This is a genomic window from Pseudoxanthomonas sacheonensis (assembly GCF_031455975.1).
GTDB classification, from domain to species: domain Bacteria; phylum Pseudomonadota; class Gammaproteobacteria; order Xanthomonadales; family Xanthomonadaceae; genus Pseudoxanthomonas_A; species Pseudoxanthomonas_A sacheonensis_A.
Genome location: NZ_JAVDTT010000001.1, coordinates 1,254,475 through 1,272,840 on the forward strand (window position 1 = coordinate 1,254,475; position 18,366 = coordinate 1,272,840).

Sequence of the window (18,366 nt, forward strand, 5' to 3'; positions counted from 1 at the left end):
GGGGTTTTTATTTTTAAGAACGAAGAGATTGCCGCCGTAACGACAGTTACAATGCCGGGCGGATAAGCCGGCAAGCCGCCAATCGAGGCAAAGGATAGCCAGTGCTATGGAAATGCATAGTGGATGTCGAAACAGCACGCTTCGGTTCGTCGTTGAAGGAAGCCAGTGCGATCCACGTGTCTCTGATGAGTTCGGACCCGTCGCGGGCTTCAGTCCGGCAGAGTCGCACGGCATGTCGCAGTCCATGCGACTGCGTACGTCCACGATGATTCCGATGCGTTGACTCAATCAGGGGGCTTTTCTTGTACTCATGGGTTCGGTATCTTTCACCTTCAGCGCTTCCCCCAGCCATGCTTGCATTCGTCCGTCTGTCTTCCGCACACCGGTTGCGGATGAGATGACGTCCAACGCCCGGGTCCTGCCCCGCTAAATCCTATGCACGGTCGCCACGACCCTGCCTGCCCCTTGCCCTGAGGTTACCCCATGGTCCAGAAAGAGAAGCAGAAGAAGCCCGCCTCGTTTCCCCTCCGCTTGTCCCTAATGCTGTTGGGAGCGCTGGTTGTGTTCGGCGGGGTATTCGGGGTCAAGGCATTCCTTGGCGGAGAGACCAACAAGTTCTTCGACAACATGCCGCAACCGGCGTCTGCGGTGACGGCCTATACCGCCAAGCAGGAGCAATGGACCGACGCGCAGGAAGCCGTCGGCACCTTCGTCGCGATCAACGGCACCGACGTCACCACCGAAGCCGGCGGCGTGGTCAAGGAACTCACCTTCGAGGCCGGCCAGCCGGTCAAGGCCGGCACCGTGCTGGTACGGCTCAATACCGCCAACGAACTGGCGACGCTGAAATCGCTGGAAGCCACCGCCAGGCTGACGGCAGTGCAACGCGACCGCTGGCGCACGCTGGGAAAGGACAAACTGGTATCGCAGGACGAAGTGGAGCAACGCGCCACCGCCGCGGCCAGCGCTCAGGCCGACGCCGATGCGCAACGCGCCCTGATTTCGCAGAAGACCATCCGCGCCCCGTTCGATGGCGTGCTCGGCTTGCGCCGGGTCAACCTGGGCCAGTTCGTGAATCCGGGCGATCCGATCGTCAGCCTGCAGGCGCTCGACCCGATCTACCTCGACTTCTCGCTGCCGGAACAGCGTATCGGTGAAGTCACCCTGGGCCTGCCGGTCCGCGCCACCGTCGATGGGATGCCGGGCCGGACGTTCGAGGGCAGGATCACCGCTGTCGAACCCCAGATCGACACCAACACACGCAACTTCAAAGCCCAGGCCACCCTGGTCAACGCCGAAGGCAATCTGCGCCCGGGCGCGTTCGCGCACGTCAATTTCAACACCGGCGCCGAGCAGAAGGTGATCGTGATCCCGCAGACGGCGATCAGCTTCAACCCTTACGGCAACTCGGTGTATGTGATCTCGGAAGTGCCGCGCGGCAAGGACGAAAAGGACATGCAGGGCAAGCCGCTTACCGGTTCCAAGCTCCTGGTCAAACAGCGTTTCGTCAAAACCGGCGCCACCCGCGGCGATCTGGTCGCGGTGACCGAGGGCCTCAAGCCCGGCGAACGCGTGGTCACCAGCGGTCTGCTGAAGCTGCGCAACGACGCCGAAGTGACGATCAACAACAAGGTGCAACCGGCGGCCAGCGAAACGCCGACGCCGGAAAACCGTTGACGCCGCACACGGTCGCTAGCGTCCTGAACGCGCAGATGCGCGCTCACCCTACCCCCAACCCTCTCCCACGCCGGAGAGGGGGAGAAAACGGATGAAATTCACCGACATCTTCGTCAACAAACCGGTACTGGCGATCGTCGTCAGCCTGTTCATCCTGCTGTTCGGCCTGCGCGCGTTCACCTCGCTCAACGTGCGCGAGTATCCGGAGCTGCAGAACGCGGTCATCAACGTCAGCACGACCTATTTCGGCGCCGATGCGGACCTGATCCAGGGCTTCATCACCACCCCGCTCGAGCGCGAGATCGCCAGCGCCGACGGCATCGAGTACCTGACTTCCTCCAGTTCCGCTGGCATCAGCTCGATCCAAGCCTACATCCGTCTCGATCAGGACCCGAATGAGGCGCTGACGCAGATCTCCGCCAAGGTCAACAAGATGCGCGGCGAACTGCCGCAGGAGTCCGAGGATCCGGTGATCGACCTGCAGCAAGGCCAGCAGATCGCCGCGATGTACGTGTCCTTCGCCAGCGAAGTGCTCAACAACAACCAGATCACCGATTACCTCACCCGCGTAGTCCAACCCAAGCTAGCGACGATCCCGGGCGTGCAGCGCGCCGACATCCTCGGCGCCGGCTCGTTCGCGATGCGCGTGTGGCTCAAGCCCGACCGCATGACCGCATTGCAGGTCACCGCCAGCGACGTCAGCAAGGCGTTGCAATCCAACAACGTGCTGTCGGCGCTGGGCTCGACCAAGGGCGAGATGGTCGCCATCGACCTGACCGCGCGCACCGACCTGCGTACGCCCGAGGAGTTCCGTGCGCTGGTCGTCCGCGAACAGGATGGCGCGATCGTGCGCCTGGGCGACGTCGCCGACGTCGCGCTCGGATCGGAAAACTACGGCACCTCGGTGCGCATCAACGGCGACGCGGCGACCTTCATGGGCATCTTCGTCGCCCCGGACGCCAACTCGCTGGACGTGATCAAGGATGTGCGCAAGGCCTGGGACAGCGAGATCGTCCCGCAACTGCCCGAGGGCATGAAAGCCACGATTCCCTACGACAGCACCGAGGCGATCCAGGACGCCATCAACGAGGTCATCAGCACGATCGTCGAGGCGGTGATCATCGTGATCGTGGTGATCTTCCTGTTCTTGGGTTCGTTCCGCAGCGTGCTGATCCCGGCGGTGACGGTGCCGCTGTCGCTGATCGGCGCGCTGTTCCTGATGCTGTTGATGGGCTTCACCATCAACCTGCTGACCTTGCTGGCGATGGTGCTGGCGATCGGCATCGTGGTCGACGACGCGATCATCGTGTTGGAGAACGTACACCGGCATATCGAAGAAGGCATGTCGCCGTACGACGCCGCGATCCGCGGCGCGCGCGAACTCGCCTGGCCGGTGGTGGCGATGACCACCACGCTGGTCGCGGTATACCTGCCGATCGGCTTCCAGGGCGGGCTGACCGGCGTGCTGTTTACGGAGTTCGCCTTCACCCTGGCCGGCTCGGTGCTGCTGTCGGGCGTGATCGCCCTGACCCTGACCCCGATGATGTGCGCGAAGATCCTCAAACCGCACAGCGAAGGCGGCAAAGGCAAGCTGGAGAAGTGGCTCGACGAGCGCTTCGACTGGCTGCGCCACGGTTACCAGGGCAAGTTGCACGGCGCCCTCGAAACCAAGGGCGTGATCGCCATCTTCGGCGCGATCGTGTTCGTGTCTTGCATCTTCCTGTTCATCGGCTCGCCCAAGGAACCGGCGCCGGCCGAGGACCAGGGCTTCATCTTCTCTATCGGCAGCGCCGATCCATCCGCCACGCTGGACTACGTGGAGCGCTACACCGAGGAGATCACCAAGATCGCCAAGGACGTACCGGAAGTGGAGAACTACTTCCTGTTCAACGGCGGCTTCGGCAGCGGCGGCGGCGCCAGCAACAGCGCGATCGCCGGCTTCGTGCTCAAGCCATGGAGCGAGCGCGAGCGTTCGACCAAGCAGGTGCTGGAGCAGGAGCTGCAGCCGAAGATCTCCGAGGTCACCGGCTTGAACGTGTTCGCGCTGATTCCGCCAGCGTTGCCCACCGCCGGCGGCGACGGCGGTGGCGAGTTCATCATCGGCGGCATCGGCTCGCTGCAGCAGCTGCAAGAGCTGGCCGACGCCGTGCTCGCCAAGGCGATGGCCAGCAAGCGCTTCATCTTCCTGGACAAGGACCTGAAGATCGACAAGCCGCGCATCGAAGTGCAGATCGACCGCGACAAGGCGGCTTCGCTGGGCATCGACATGCAGACCCTGTCGGCTGATATGGCGGCGATGCTTTCCGGCGGCTACACCAACCGTTTCGCCATGCAGAACCGTTCTTACCGGGTGATCCCGCAGGTGCAGCGCAGCGACCGGCTTAACGCCGAGCAGTTGGGCAACTACTACACCCGCACCCGCGACGGCGAGCTGATCCCGTTGTCGACCATCGTCACCCTGAAGGAAAGCGCGCAACCGCAGACGCTCAAACGCTTCCAGCAGCTCAACGCGGTCGGCATAACCTTCGCGCCGCGTCCGGGCGTGAGCAAGGGCGAGGCGCTGGAGATCCTCGACCAGGCGGCGAAGGAAGTGCTGCCGCAGGGCTACAGCGTCGACTATGCCGGCGAGTCGCGGCAGTTCAAGCAGGAAGGCGCGACCATGCTGGTCACCCTGCTGTTCGCGCTGATCATCATCTTCCTGGTGCTGTCGGCGCAATTCGAGAGCTTCCGCGACGCCATCATCATGCTGATCACCGTACCGATGGCGATCTGCGGCGCGCTGTTGGTGCTGAACGTGCTGGCGATATTGAGCGGCATACTCGGGTTCTCGGGCATCGAAGCCTTCCCGGGCATGAGCATCAACATCTACACCCAGGTCGGCCTGGTGACCTTGGTCGGCGTGATCTCCAAGCACGGCATCCTGATCGTGGAGTTCGCCAACAAGCTGCAGATCGAGAAAGGCCTGAGCAAGCGGGAGGCGATCGAGGAAGCGACCGCCATCCGTCTGCGCCCGGTGCTGATGACGACCGCGGCGTTGGTATTCGCGATGGTGCCGCTGCTGATCGCAAGCGGTCCCGGCGCCGCCGCGCGCTTCTCGATGGGCATGGTGATCGCCTCGGGCATGACCATCGGCACCGCGTTCACCCTGTTCGTGCTGCCGGCGTTCTATCTGTACCTTGCCCAGGACCACAGCAAGGCGCATGCGCAGGCCGAAGACGACGATGCGGAACCGTCGCTGCCCACGGTGACGCCGACGCCGCATTGACGCCTCATCCGGCGATGGTCCACGGACTGTCGCCGGAGTTGTCGGGGAGTTGTCGGTATTTGGGCGTTGTGCGCGACGGCACTCGGTGGGCCCGCAATGAGCATGTTAGGGTTCCGGCTCCTTCGATGGAGCCGTTCCCAATGCCCCGGAATATTTCCTTGATCCTGGCGCTTGCCTGCCTGACCGCATGCAAGCCCAATCCGGCCCCGGCGCCGGAAACCTCAACGCAGGCGCCTTCCGCAAGCGCCTCCTCCAACGAAGCCAAACGCATCGAAGCCGACGTGCGTTACCTGGCGGACGACAAGCTCGAGGGACGCGATACCGGTACGCCTGGCTACGACCTTGCGGCCGAATACGTCGCCCGCCGCTATGCCGAAATGGGCCTGAAGCCGGCAGGCGACGACGGAACCTTCTTCCAGCGCGTACCGCTGCTGAAAGCGCTACGCCAGGAACAGGGCGCCGCATTCACCATCGACCGCGACGGCAGCAAGGTGTCGCTGACGTTCCGCGACGAGTTCCTGCCCAGCCTCAACTACAACGCGCCCTCGCATTCGCTGACCGCAGCGGCCGTATTCGTGGGCCAGGGCGTGTACGCACCGGAGCTGGGGCAGGACGATTTCGCCGGGATCGACGTGCGCGGCAAGATCGCGGTGCTGTTCCCAGGCGCGCCCGCGCGGTTCGACAACGACCGTCGCGCTTTCTATTCTTCCGGCACTCAAAAGTTGCGTACGCTGTCCGAGAAAGGCGCGGTTGGGGTCGTGTTCGTGGGCACTCCGGAACACGAGGAACGCGGCCCCTGGGCCAATTATGCCGCCAAATGGAGCATGCCCGGCATGCGTCTGCGCGCCGAGGACGGCACCGGCATCGATACTTTTCCGCAGCTCAAAGCAGGCGCCTCGGTCAGCGCGGCGGCCGCCAAGACAGTCTTCGCTGGCAGTGGACATGAAGCGGACGCCTTGTTCAAGGCCGCCGCCGACGGACAGCTGAAGGCATTCGATCTGCCGGGCACGTTGACCTTGGCCGGGCGAACCCGCGTCGAACCCGCCGAGTCGCGCAACGTCGTTGCCAGGCTCGACGGCAGCGACTCCGCCTTGGCCCGCGAATTCATCGCCTACACCGCGCATCTGGACCATATCGGCGTAGGCGCCGCGGTGAATGGCGACAGCATCTACAACGGCGCCTTGGACAATGCGCTGGGCGTCGCGGTGATGCTGGAGGCGGCCAAGGAATTGGCCGATGCCGCGACCAAACCCAAACGCTCGCTGCTATTCATCGCTTTGACCGGCGAAGAGAAGGGATTATTGGGCGCGGAGTGGTTCGCCTCGCATCCCACCGTGCCCAGGAACGATCTGGTGGCCAATATCAATATGGACATGCCGGTGCTGCTGGTGCCCGGCAAGGACGTGGTGCCGATCGGATTGGAGCATTCGACGCTGAAGACCGCGCTGGACACGGCGGCCAAGGAAATCGGCGTGGGCCTATCGGCCGATCCGTTTCCGGAAGAGGTGGTATTCGTGCGCAGCGACCAGTACGCCTTCGTGCGTGCGGGCATCCCGGCCGTCTATCTGGACGGCGGCGTGGAGCCCGCCTCCGCGGGCGGAGCGAGTCCGAAAGAGGCCTTGGACAAGTTCTTGCGCACTTGCTATCACCAACCCTGCGACGACGCATCGCAACCCATTCAATACGAAGACGCGGCTCGCCTGGCCCGTCTCAATGCGCGCATCGGCACGCTGGTCGGCGATGCAGCGGAAAGACCGAAATGGAACAAGGGCGATTTCTTCGGCGACCGTTTCGCGCCTGCCTCGAAGTCGCCCTGAAACCAACCGTCGGCCTATGAAAAACCCCGGCTTGGCCGGGGTTTTTCTCTCTATCAACCGGACTGGTTTCGACGAAGCTATTTCGCCGCAACAACCGCCTTCGCTTTCTGCCCCGCGATCCACTGGTCCACACGACGTTCCAGCAGGGTCAGCGGCAAAGCGCCGCCGCCCAGCACCGTGTCGTGAAAGCCCTTGATGTCGAACTTGTCGGCCAGTTCGGTTTCGGCTTTCTTGCGCAGCTGCTGGATGCGGATCATGCCGATCTTGTAGGCCGTGGCCTGCCCCGGCATGATCAAGTAACGCCGCACTTCCGACTTGATCGCCGCCAGCGGCACCGCGCTGTTGGCGTCGAAATATTCCACCGCCTGCTGTTCGGTCCAGCCCTTGGCATGCAGGCCGGTATCCACCACCAGCCGGATCGCGCGCCACATTTCCGAACTCAAACGGCCGAATTCCGAATACGGGTCCTGGTAGGTGTTCGGCATTTCCTTGGCCAGCCATTCCGAATACAGACCCCAGCCTTCCTGATAAGCGGTGAACCCGGCCTGGGTGCGGAACTTCGGCACGCCGGTCAGTTCCTGCGCGATCGAGATCTGCATGTGATGGCCCGGTAGACCTTCGTGGTAAGCGATGACTTCCAGCGAAGGTTTCGGCATCGCATTCATGTCGGACAGATGCGCGTAGTACACGCCGGGCCGCGAGCCGTCCGGCGTGCCCGGGAAATAGTGTTGCGCCGCGCCGTCCTGCTCGCGGAAGGCCTCCACGCGCTTGACCACCAGATCCGCCTTCGGCAGCAAGCCGAAATAGTTCGGCAGTTCCTTCTTGATGTTGGCGATGGCTTTCGATGCATCGTCGATGTAGCCCTGGCGGCCGGCGTCGGTATTGGGATACTTGAACCGGGGATCGGAATCGATGAAGGCGAAGAAAGCGTCGAGGTCGCCCTTGAAGCCCACCTTGTCCTTCAGTGCGTTCATCTCGCCCTTGATGCGCTCGACTTCCTTCAGGCCCAGCGCATGGATTTCCTCGGCCGTCATGTTGGTGGTGGTCATCTGGCGCAATTGGTACTCGTAGTACGCCTTGCCGTTGCTTTGGGTAGTGCCCACGCCGGCGGCATTGACCGCTGCTTTCGGCAGTTCTTCCTCGGACCACGCGATCACACGCTCATAGGCCGGCTTGAACTGTTCCAGCAGCGCCTTGCGCGCTTCTTCCTTGAGCGCGGTAGCGCGCTCGGCGCTGACCTTTCCGCTCTTCACCAGGGCGTCGGCCTTGGCCTGCGCATCGGCCCAGATCGCCGAATCCTTGCCCGCGGAGAACGGCGCACCGGCAATGACCTTGCGCGACTGCTCGATGACGCCCTCATAGGCGAACTTCGGCGGACGCATACCTTGCCCGGCCGACTTGCGCGCGCGCTCGAGCAACTGGTCGAATGCCTGCGCTACGGCCTTCACTCGCGAAACGTAAGCGGTGTAGTCCGACTCCTCTTCCACTTTGTGGAAGCTGATCAGCAAAGTGGGCAGGAAACTCTGCGCGCCGTTCATCTGGTCGAACGCGTAGCCATTGCCGAGGAACGGCACGCCATCGCGCGCGTTCTCGTATTGCAGCTTCCACAGGTCGTAGGAAAACTTCCCCTCGTCGCTGAGCTTGTCGTAGTCGAAGGTCTTGTCCATTTCCTCGACGCTGGCCTTCTGCCAGGCGACCTGGTCCAGCTGCGCTTTTTCCGACATGTCGTCCAACTGGCCGTACAGGTCCTTGCGACCCTGGAACGTCAGCTGGATCGGGCTGAAGTGCAGCTGTTCCTCGTACTTCTTCTCGAACCACTGGTTGAGGCGTTCGGTTTCGGCGGCGACATCGGCTTGCGAGAAGGAGGTCGCCGGCGTCGAGGCGGTACCGGCTTCGGGCGAAGCCGCGCGGTCGCAAGCGGTCAGGGCCAGTGCGAGAGCACAGAAGATCAGGGTTTTACGCATCGGGTTCTCCAGGGTGGATGCGGGAGACAGACTCCCGCATCAGAGAACTCTAGCGGACCAGGTACAGGCCCGTCTCATTACTAAAGATGGGTCGATCGCACAGAAGCGCCAGCCGGACAAGACACGACAAGTCGTCGACCGTGTCGGATCCGCATACACCGCCATGCAGCGGCGTATGCGGGCGTATCGGTCCTTCTCAGCGCAGGCCGGTCTCGTTACGGGCGATTACCAGACGCTGGATCTCGGACGTGCCCTCATAGATCTCGGTGATCTTGGCATCGCGGAAGTACCGTTCCAGCGGCATTTCCTTCGAGTAACCCATGCCGCCATGGATCTGCACGGCCTGGTGGGTGATCCACATCGCCGCTTCGGACGCGGTGAGCTTGGCGATGGCGGCCTCGTTGCTGAAACGCTGGCCCTGCCCCTTCACCCAAGCCGCACGCAGCGTGAGCAGCGTAGCGGCATCCAGCTTGCATTTCATGTCGGCGATCTTGGACTGGGTCATCTGGAAGGTGCCGATGGCCACGCCGAAAGCCTTGCGCTCCTTGACGTAGGCCAGGGTCGCTTCATAAGCGGCGCGGGCGATACCGATGGCCTGCGAGGCGATGCCGATGCGTCCGGCGTCCAGCACGCCCATGGCGATCTTGAAGCCCTGCCCTTCGGCGCCCAGCACGTCTTCTGCAGCAACCACGTAGTCCTGGAATTCGATTTCGCAGGTGGCCGAAGCGCGGATGCCGAGCTTTGGTTCGGTTTTGCCGCGATGGAAACCCGGCTTGGCCGTGTCCACCAGAAAAGCGGTGACGCCGCGCGCACCCAGTTCCGGCGCGCTCATGGCGTACAGGACGATGTATTTGGCGACCGGGCCGGAAGTGATCCAGCTCTTCTTGCCATTGATGACGTAGCTGCCATCGGCCTGTTTGACCGCACGGCAACGCATCGCGGTCGCGTCCGAGCCCGACTGCGGCTCGGTCAGCGCGAAGGCGCCGATTTCGCGCCCTTCGGCAATCGCGCGCACGTACTTCTGCTTCTGCTCCTCCGTGCCATTCAAGAGGATGCCGTTGCAGAACAGCGAGTTGTTGACCGACATGATGGTGGAATGGGCCGCGTCGCCGGCCGCGATCTCGATCATGGCCAGCACGTAGGCGATCGGATCCATGCCGGCGCCGCCGTATTCCTCGGGCACTTCGATGCCCATCAGGCCGTTCTCGCCCAGCAGGCGGATGTTCTCCAACGGAAATTCGCCTACCCGGTCGAAGTGTTCGGCGCTGGGCGCGATCTTCTCCTTCGCGATGCGCCGCGCCACGTCCTGGATCATCAACTGTTCTTCGGTAAATCCGAAATCCACGGCAAACCCCTTCCTGTAAGCATGTCCGCCCATTGTACCGGGCCACCATGCGCGGGCGTACGCGGCTTGACCCGGCGCCCGTCCGGGCGGACAATATCTTTATATCGCGATAGGAAGATATGTATGGATCTGGAAGCCTGGTCTACCCGGCTCAAGGTATTCGCCGATGCCACCCGCGTGCGTTTGCTGGTGTTGCTGGCCTCCGAAGAGCTGACCGTGGCCGAGCTTTCGGCCATCACCCAGCTGGCCCAGCCGCGTGTCTCCACCCATCTGGCCAAGCTGAAGGAAGCCGGCCTGGTGCGCGACCGTCGCGCCGGCGTATCGGCCTATTACCGTTTCGACGAAGACAATCTGGACAAAGCGCAACGCGAGCTCTGGCGAAATCTGCGGGAGGGCAGCGACGATCCGCTGCTGCGCCAGGATGCCGAGCGCGTGCCCTCGGTGCTGGCCGCGCGTGCGGCCGAACAGAACTGGGCCGACAGCGTCGCGGGCGACATGGAACGGCATTACTCCCCGGGACGCACTTGGGAAGCACTGGCGCGCACCGCGTTGCCCCTGCTGGAAACCGGCGACGTGCTGGACATCGCTTCCGGCGACGGCGTGCTGGCCGAACTGCTTTCGCCGCACGCCAAGCGCTACGTCTGCATCGATACCAGCGCGCGCGTGGTGGCGGCCGCGGGCGAGCGCCTTCGCCGCTTCCCCAATGTGGAAGTACGCGAAGGCGACATGCATGCCCTGCCCTTCAAGGACAACAGCTTCGACCTTGTGGTCCTGATGCACGCCCTCACTTACTCCTCCAAGCCCGCACAGGCGGTGTCCGAGGCGGCGCGCGTTCTGCGCCGTGGCGGACGCCTGCTGCTCAGCAGCCTCGCCAAGCACGAACATCAGGCCGCGGTGCAGGCCTATGGCCATCTCAACTTGGGCTTCGGCGACAAGGAACTGCGCAAGTTCGCCGAAAAAGCCGGCCTGCAGGTCTCGAACCTGGGCACGGTCACCCGTGAGCGCCGTCCACCGCATTTCGAAGTGATCTCGCTGATCGGAGTCAAACCATGAAAACGCTGCCCTGGCTGAATCCCGCGCGTGCCAATGCCCTGCAGAAAGCGCTGTCCGAACGCATCCTGATCATCGATGGCGCCATGGGCACGATGATCCAGCGCCATCGTTTGGAGGAAGCCGACTATCGCGGCGAGCGTTTCGTCGACGGTTTCGACAGCGCGCATGTCCACGACGGCCAATGCGGCCACGACTTGAAGGGCAATAACGATCTACTGTTGTTGAGCAAGCCGGAAGTGATCGCCGGCGTGCACACCGAATACCTGGAAGCCGGCGCCGACCTGGTCGAGACCAACACCTTCAACGCCACTTCCGTCAGCCAGGCCGATTACCACCTGGAACACCTGGTCTACGAACTCAACAAGGAAGGTGCGCGCGTCGCCCGCGCCTGTTGCGATGCTGTGGAAGCCGCCGAGGCTGGTAAAGGCCGGCCGGACAAACCGCGCTTCGTGATCGGTGTGCTCGGCCCCACCAGCCGCACCGCCTCGATCAGTCCTGACGTCAACGACCCGGGCTACCGCAACACCAACTTCGACGAACTGCGCACCACCTATCGCGAAGCGATCGAAGGACTGATCGACGGTGGCGCCGATACGATCATGGTGGAAACCATTTTCGACACGCTCAACGCCAAGGCCGCGTTGTATGCGGTCGAAGAAGTATTCGAAGCCCGTGGCGGCCGTCTGCCGGTAATGATCTCCGGCACCATTACCGATGCATCCGGCCGCACCCTGTCGGGACAGACCGCCGAGGCCTTCTATGCCTCCATCTCGCACGGGCGACCGCTGTCGGTTGGGCTGAACTGCGCGCTCGGCGCCAAAGACCTGCGCGAACACGTGGAAACGCTGGCGCGCGTGGCCGACGGCTATGTCAGCGCGCACCCGAACGCCGGTCTTCCCAATGCGTTCGGCGAATACGACGAAACCCCCGAAGAAATGGCTGCGACCTTGAAGGAGTTCGCCGAATCCGGCTTGCTCAATCTGGTCGGCGGCTGCTGCGGCACCACCCCTGCGCACATCAAGGCGATCGCCGAAGCGGTGCGCGGCATCCCGCCGCGCCGCCTTCCCGCCGATCTGGAGCTGGCCGACGCCGCATGAGCACCGAGATCCGTCATACCCGCCTGTCCGGCCTCGAGCCGCTGGTCATCACTCCCGATCTGTTGTTCATCAACGTGGGCGAGCGCACCAACGTTACCGGCAGCGCGCAGTTCAAGAAGCTGATCAAGGAAGAGCGTTACGAGGAAGCGGTGGAAGTCGCGCGCCAGCAGGTCGCCAACGGCGCCCAGATCCTCGACGTCAACATGGACGAAGGACTGATCGATTCGGAGAAAGCGATGGTGCGCTTCCTCAACCTGATCATGTCCGAGCCCGACATCGCCCGCATTCCGGTGATGGTGGACTCATCGAAGTGGAGCGTGATCGAGGCGGGCCTGAAGTGCCTGCAGGGCAAGAGCGTGGTCAATTCGATCTCGCTGAAGGAAGGCGAGGAAGCCTTCGTCGAACACGCGCGCAAGGTATTGCGTTATGGCGCCGCCGCGGTGGTGATGGCCTTCGACGAGGACGGCCAGGCCGACACCTGCGCGCGCAAGGTCGAGATCTGCACGCGCGCGTACAAAGTGCTGACCGAGCAGGTGGGATTCCCGCCCGAGGACATCATCTTCGACCCCAATATCTTCGCCATCGCCACCGGCATAGAGGAACACGACAACTACGCGGTCGACTTCATCGAAGCCACCCGCATCATCAAGCAGACTCTGCCGCACTGCCATGTCTCCGGCGGCGTATCGAACGTATCGTTCTCGTTCCGCGGCAACGAGCCCGTGCGCCAGGCGATCCATTCGGTGTTCCTGTACCACGCCATCAAGGCCGGCATGGACATGGGCATCGTCAACGCCGGCGGCATGCCGATCTACGACGATCTGGAACCCGACCTGCGCGAGCGCGTCGAGGACGTGGTGCTGAACCGCCGCAAGGACTCCACCGAACGCCTGCTGGAAATCGCCGAGCGCTACCGCGGCAAGAAGGGCGAAGTGCAGGTCGAGAACCTGGCCTGGCGCGACAAGCCGGTACGCGAACGCCTGAGCCACGCGCTGGTGCACGGCATCGACCAATACGTGGAAACCGATACCGAAGAGGCGCGCCAGCTTTCCACGCGTCCGCTGGACGTGATCGAAGGCCCGTTGATGGACGGCATGAACGTGGTCGGCGATCTGTTCGGCGCCGGCAAGATGTTCCTGCCGCAGGTGGTGAAGTCGGCGCGGGTCATGAAGAAGGCGGTGGCCTATCTGCTGCCCTTTATCGAGGCCGAGAAACTGCGCACCGGCGATGTCGGCAAGTCCAACGGCAAGATCATCATGGCCACGGTCAAGGGCGACGTGCACGATATCGGCAAGAACATCGTCGGCGTGGTGTTGGCCTGCAATAACTTCGACGTGGTTGATCTCGGCGTCATGGTGCCGACGCAGAAGATCCTGGACGTGGCGCGGGCCGAGAATGCGGATCTGATCGGCCTGTCCGGTCTGATCACCCCCTCGCTGGAGGAAATGACCCATGTGGCGCGCGAGATGCAGCGCCAGGGCATGACCATGCCGCTGCTGATCGGCGGAGCGACGACTTCACGAGCGCATACGGCGCTGAAGATTGATCCGCATTACAAATCGCCGACGGTCTGGGTCAAGGATGCCTCGCGCGCGGTCGGCGTGGCGCAGTCGTTGATCTCCAAGGATCTGCGCGGCCCGTTCATGGCCGCCAACGACGCCGACTACGCCGAGATCCGCGAACGCCACAAGAACCGTGGCGACGCCAAGCGGCTGGTGCCGCTGGCGAAGGCGCGCGGGCAGAAGTTCGAGGGCGGCTGGGATAGTTACACGCCACCGACGCCCAATAAGCCGGGCATCACCGTATTCGATGACTACCCGCTGGCCGAGCTGGTGGAACTCATCGACTGGACGCCTTTCTTCCAAGCATGGGAGCTGGCGGGCCGGTATCCGGCGATCTTGACCGATGAAGTGGTCGGTACGCAGGCCAGCGAGCTGTTCCGCGATGCGCAGGCGATGCTGAAGAAGATCGTCGAGGAGAAATGGCTCACCGCCAAGGCTGTTTTCGGTTTGTGGCCGGCGAACAGCGTAGGCGACGACGTCGTGGTCGAAGGCGTAGGAGCGACGTCAGTCGCGACTGACGTCGCTCCTACGCGAACCCTGCACTTCCTCCGCCAGCAAGTGGACAAACCCGTAGAGCGCCCGGATTTCTGCCTCGCCGACTTCATCGCGCCGCAGGAGAGCGGCAAGCAAGACTGGATCGGAGCCTTCGCCGTCACCGCCGGCATAGGCATCGACGAACACGTGGCCCGCTTCGAAGCCGATCACGACGACTACAACGCCATCTTGCTGAAGGCGCTGGCCGACCGTCTGGCCGAAGCCTTGGCCGAACGGCTGCACCAACGCGTGCGTAAGGAGTTCTGGGGTTACCAGGCCGAAGAGGCCTTGGATAACGAAGCGCTGATTCTGGAGAAGTACGTCGGCATCCGCCCTGCCCCGGGTTATCCCGCCTGCCCGGAACACAGCGAGAAGGGCACCTTGTTCGAACTACTGGACGCAGGCGCGAATGCCGGGATGACGCTGACCGAAAGCTTCGCCATGCTGCCTACCGCGGCGGTGTCCGGCTACTATTTCAGCCATCCGCAGAGCCAGTACTTCGTGGTCGGCCGCGTGTCCAAGGAACAGGCCGAGGACTACGCCAAGCGCAAGGGCGCGACGCTGGTGCAGGCTGAGCGATGGCTGGCCTCCAATCTGGACTACGATCCGGAATAAGTAGGCAACAAACCTGGAACCACGAACAGGATAGGGTTGATCTACCTTCCATCAATCGATATTAGACCTGGGATCCACGCATGGACGCCACCACCAACAGCGCCAATGCCGCTTTCATACGCAAACATGCCGCGCCCGGCCGTATCGGCCTGTGCGGCGGGCGGGATTGGATCAACAAGATCATCCGCAAGGCGCAGGCGCCGTTGACTAACGACGGGCATCGCAGCCTGTGGTCGCATGCTTTCGTTTTCAGCGAACAACGCCTCGACGGGCATTGGTGGGTATTGGAATCAGATCTGGACCTGCGCTATCGGCAGATACGCTTGGGAGTCCAGGAAAATCGCGCCGACCGCTATTTCGACGACGAGCTATTTCCCAACCTGGCCATTCTGGATTTCGGGCTGGATGAAACGAAGACCCGGCAGGTCCAGATTGCTGGACTGGATCTGTTGTCGGGACTCTCGAGTTATTCGCTCAGCGAACTGGTCGGCACCTTGTTCGCCATGCATAGCACCCGCCTGCGCAAACGCGACAACCTGCTGGCCAAAGAAGGCGCACTGTACTGTTCGGCGATGGTGCAGCACTGTTACGCGGCGGCCGGCGTCGAGTTCATTCCCGGCGTGCATGGCAAGAACATCGCGCCGCAGGATCTCTATGACTCGGTGCTTCCGCATCAGACCCATTCGCTGATCCGCGACCTCGGCATTTCGAGTCTGCGCCGTTTCGCCCACGAAGCCAGCGAGCTGCTCAACACGCCCGTCGAGGACCTGCTCTGAGCATTTACGGCCATGGCTGACCCCGTGCAGCGAACGGCAGCTGGACCGCATGTACCTGCGGTCCGTCTGTCCAGCTTCTATTTCGCCTACTACGCCGCCCTGGGAGCGTTCACGCCGTACTGGAGCCTGTACCTGAAGGCGCGCGGCATGGACGTTGCGGCGATCAGCGTGCTGATGAGCCTGTGGTACGCCACCCGCATCGTTGCACCCAGCACCTGGACCACGCTGGCGGCGCACTCTCCGCATCCCATCCGCTGGCTGCGCCTGGGCTGCTTGTTGACTCTGCTGAGCTTCTCCGCTTTCCTGCTCCCGCTGGATTTTGTCGGCCTGTTCGCGGTGATGTGCGCGTTCTGTTTCGCCTACAACGCGGTGATGCCGCAGTTCGAATCGATCACCATGTCGCATCTGGGCGCGCGCAGCGATCGCTATGGGCATATCCGGGTCTGGGGTTCTATCGGTTTCATCGTGGTGGTTTCGTTGTTCGGCGTGCTGCTCGATCGTTTCGGCGTGGGCACCCTGCCCTGGCTGATGCTGCCGTTGCTGGCGGGGCTGCTGGCATCGTCCTTCGCTAATCGCTACGCGCATCCGGTCGAAGAGATACACGACGAGAACCACGTAGGGTTCGGGGCGCGCCTGAAGCGCCCGCAGGTGATCGCCTTCTTCGTGGCTGCGTTCCTTGCCCAGATCTCGTTCGGTCCGTACTACACGTTCTTCTCGATCTATCTGACCGAGCATCACTATTCGGCGACCATGCTCGGCGTGTTCTGGACGGTGGGCGTGTTGGCGGAGATCGGGGTGTTCTTTCTCTCCAGCCGCATCTTCCGACGATGGGATGCCGGCAAGGTGTTGACGTTCGCCCTGTTGAGCGCGGCGTTACGATGGTGGGCGACGGCGCTCTGGCCCGACAATATTCCCCTGATGATGGTGGCGCAGCTGACCCACGCCCTCAACTTCGGCGCGTTCTTCGCCGCGGTGATGCAATTGCTGGTGCGTTTCTTTCCGGGACGCATGAACGGCCACGGGCAAGGAGTCTTCTACGGCCTGTCGTCGGGCGTCGGTGGCGTGGCCGGTGCGCTGGCCGCCGGACAGCTTTGGCATTTCGGCGGCGATGTCGCGTTCCTGGCCGCAGGTTGCTTCGCGCTGCTAGCCGCCGTCATAGCGTGGTACTGGCTGGTGAGGCGACACGCCCCGTAGGGCGATGTAGGAGCGACGTAAGTCGCGAATTATTCCAATCTGCGCGCGTTCAGTTGTCCATTCGCAACTCACGTCGCTCCTACGGCAGATCAGCGTCGTCGATCACCCGTTCCAGATATCGCGATCGCGCAGGAAATTCCGTATAGCTTCAGCAGCTTGAGAAGCTACAGCTTGGAATACGAAATGCGGCGCATCGATGTCGCTACGCCACACTCCGGGCATAGCGAAGTCTTTCTCGACGCCGCTTTGAAGCAGTCGGTCGCGGCTGGCCCGCAGGTACAGTATGGGCGCGGTTATTCGCTGGAATTCTTCTCTGACGTCCACCTGCAGCGTCGCCATGAGACGCGCCTTGAGCACCCTCGGTTCGACTAGACGCAATGACGATTCAAGCTCGCGTCTAACTTCGGCGCCTTGCCAGCCTCCCATCAAGACTGCCTCGAGCACGGGAAGCGGCGGCGTTACCGATGCAGGCAAGAATCGCAGTATTCGAGACAGCAAGCCCGCCCGCGCAATCGGTTCGCGAAGGAACGATGCCGCGATGACCACACCCTTCAGGCCTGGTGGCCGTGCCGCGGCGAGCAGCACCGCCAACGGGCCGGCAAAGGATTCCGCTACGATCAGGAAGGAGCTGTCCCGCGGTAGGCGGAGTGCCAGCGTTTCGGCAAGCGCTTCGTAACCATCGAATCCGTCGACCGGATAGTCGAGTATCCGCACGTCGAAATCGCCCGACAAGTCCGTTGCCAGACGGCCATACAGTCGACCGATGCCATCGAGCCCGGGCAGCAGGCAGACAATAAGCCGTTGATCGTTCCTGGCTACCAAACCAAATCGTCAGGCACTTGATACTGCGGATCGGAGTACGGATCGTCGCCCGCCGGCGCATCCGGATCGACCTTCAGCGCCACGCAAGCCGGAAAGATGCTTTCGGCTTCGGCTAGCAGCGCCGCTGTGACCAACAAGTAGCGGCCGTTCTGCTGGACGACGCCGAGTTCGCCGGCATTCAGCGCTTTCAACTGTTCTGCATTGACGTGGATGCGCTTGATCTTTCCGCCGTAAGGAAAATGCCGGGCGATCTCCGCGTTCGGATCGTTCAACGGCTTGCCTTTCAGCAGCTCCTCGACGCGGGCCTTGGCTTCGCGACGCGCGCGCGCCTCTTCCTGCTTCACGCGCTCGGCTTCGATGCGTTCGTCCTTTTCCTTCTGCGCGCGGATGGCGTAAGCCTTGGCCAGGTCCATTTCCTCGCGCGAGCGTGCAGGCCTGGCCTGCGCCGCGTGCGGCGCATTGTTCGGCCTAGGACCCTGGCCCGGCCTGCCAGCGGGTTTGCCTGCAGGCTTGCCACTGGCATGTCGGTTGTCCGGCCGGGAGTCGGGCCTGCGCTCCGGCTTGCGTTCGGGTTTTCTTTCGGGCTTCGGTGCCGGCTTGAAGCCGAGCCCCAGGAGTTGGTCGCGTAGGGAATCGGTCATGATC

12 protein-coding genes are annotated in these 18,366 nt (G+C 63.0%); 8 read left to right on the forward strand and 4 right to left on the reverse strand.

The features are described from left to right. Positions 1 to 483: 483 nt before the first annotated feature. The 3 genes from J2W94_RS05640 (at position 484) to J2W94_RS05650 (ending at position 6,759) form a co-directional block, all read left to right on the forward strand. A complete protein-coding gene (locus J2W94_RS05640) occupies positions 484 to 1,677 on the forward strand; it encodes an efflux RND transporter periplasmic adaptor subunit (protein WP_310090930.1) in 1,194 nt (397 codons plus the stop codon). 91 nt (positions 1,678 to 1,768) lie between these two features. Continuing rightward, positions 1,769 to 4,942 carry an efflux RND transporter permease subunit gene (locus J2W94_RS05645; protein WP_310090932.1) on the forward strand — a complete coding sequence of 1,058 codons (3,174 nt, stop codon included), beginning with the start codon at positions 1,769 to 1,771 and terminating at the stop codon, positions 4,940 to 4,942. 140 nt (positions 4,943 to 5,082) lie between these two features. Further along, the gene (locus J2W94_RS05650; RefSeq protein WP_310090934.1) at positions 5,083 to 6,759 is read left to right on the forward strand and encodes a M28 family metallopeptidase; all 1,677 of its coding nucleotides are present in this window, start codon (positions 5,083 to 5,085) and stop codon (positions 6,757 to 6,759) included. A gap of 77 nt (positions 6,760 to 6,836) precedes the next feature. Here the strand turns inward: J2W94_RS05650 and J2W94_RS05655 are convergent, their stop codons facing one another. Together J2W94_RS05655 and J2W94_RS05660 are read right to left on the reverse strand one after the other, a co-directional pair. Beyond that, complete coding sequence (locus tag J2W94_RS05655) at positions 6,837 to 8,723, reverse strand: DUF885 domain-containing protein (RefSeq protein ID WP_310090936.1); 1,887 nt, start codon at positions 8,721 to 8,723, stop codon at positions 6,837 to 6,839. A gap of 196 nt (positions 8,724 to 8,919) precedes the next feature. Continuing rightward, complete coding sequence (locus J2W94_RS05660) at positions 8,920 to 10,068, reverse strand: acyl-CoA dehydrogenase family protein (RefSeq protein WP_310090938.1); 1,149 nt, start codon at positions 10,066 to 10,068, stop codon at positions 8,920 to 8,922. A gap of 123 nt (positions 10,069 to 10,191) precedes the next feature. Between J2W94_RS05660 and J2W94_RS05665 the strand changes: the two genes are divergently transcribed. The 5 genes from J2W94_RS05665 to J2W94_RS05685 all read left to right on the forward strand — a co-directional run bounded on the left by J2W94_RS05665 (position 10,192) and on the right by J2W94_RS05685 (position 16,899). Further along, on the forward strand, positions 10,192 to 11,121 hold the full coding sequence (locus tag J2W94_RS05665; RefSeq protein WP_310090940.1) for an ArsR/SmtB family transcription factor: 930 nt from the start codon (positions 10,192 to 10,194) through the stop codon (positions 11,119 to 11,121). Beyond that, on the forward strand, positions 11,118 to 12,218 hold the full coding sequence (locus tag J2W94_RS05670; RefSeq protein ID WP_310090942.1) for a homocysteine S-methyltransferase family protein: 1,101 nt from the start codon (positions 11,118 to 11,120) through the stop codon (positions 12,216 to 12,218). Before J2W94_RS05665 ends, J2W94_RS05670 begins: the two co-directional genes overlap by 4 nt. Next, complete coding sequence (metH, locus tag J2W94_RS05675; protein ID WP_310090945.1) at positions 12,215 to 14,929, forward strand: methionine synthase; 2,715 nt, start codon at positions 12,215 to 12,217, stop codon at positions 14,927 to 14,929. Before J2W94_RS05670 ends, metH begins: the two co-directional genes overlap by 4 nt. 80 nt (positions 14,930 to 15,009) lie before the next feature. Continuing rightward, the gene (locus J2W94_RS05680) at positions 15,010 to 15,705 is read left to right on the forward strand and encodes a hypothetical protein (RefSeq protein ID WP_310090947.1); all 696 of its coding nucleotides are present in this window, start codon (positions 15,010 to 15,012) and stop codon (positions 15,703 to 15,705) included. A gap of 12 nt (positions 15,706 to 15,717) precedes the next feature. After that, positions 15,718 to 16,899, forward strand: a complete 1,182-nt coding sequence (locus tag J2W94_RS05685) for an MFS transporter (RefSeq protein ID WP_310090949.1) — start codon at positions 15,718 to 15,720, stop codon at positions 16,897 to 16,899. Positions 16,900 to 17,001: 102 nt separating this feature from the next. Here J2W94_RS05685 and J2W94_RS05690 read toward each other — a convergent pair whose 3' ends face one another. Together J2W94_RS05690 and J2W94_RS05695 are read right to left on the reverse strand one after the other, a co-directional pair. Then, the gene (locus tag J2W94_RS05690; protein WP_310090951.1) at positions 17,002 to 17,721 is read right to left on the reverse strand and encodes an alpha/beta fold hydrolase; all 720 of its coding nucleotides are present in this window, start codon (positions 17,719 to 17,721) and stop codon (positions 17,002 to 17,004) included. Next, positions 17,715 to 18,362 carry a DUF2058 domain-containing protein gene (locus J2W94_RS05695; protein WP_310090953.1) on the reverse strand — a complete coding sequence of 216 codons (648 nt, stop codon included), beginning with the start codon at positions 18,360 to 18,362 and terminating at the stop codon, positions 17,715 to 17,717. Before J2W94_RS05695 ends, J2W94_RS05690 begins: the two co-directional genes overlap by 7 nt. Between the last annotated feature and the right edge of the window lie 4 nt (positions 18,363 to 18,366).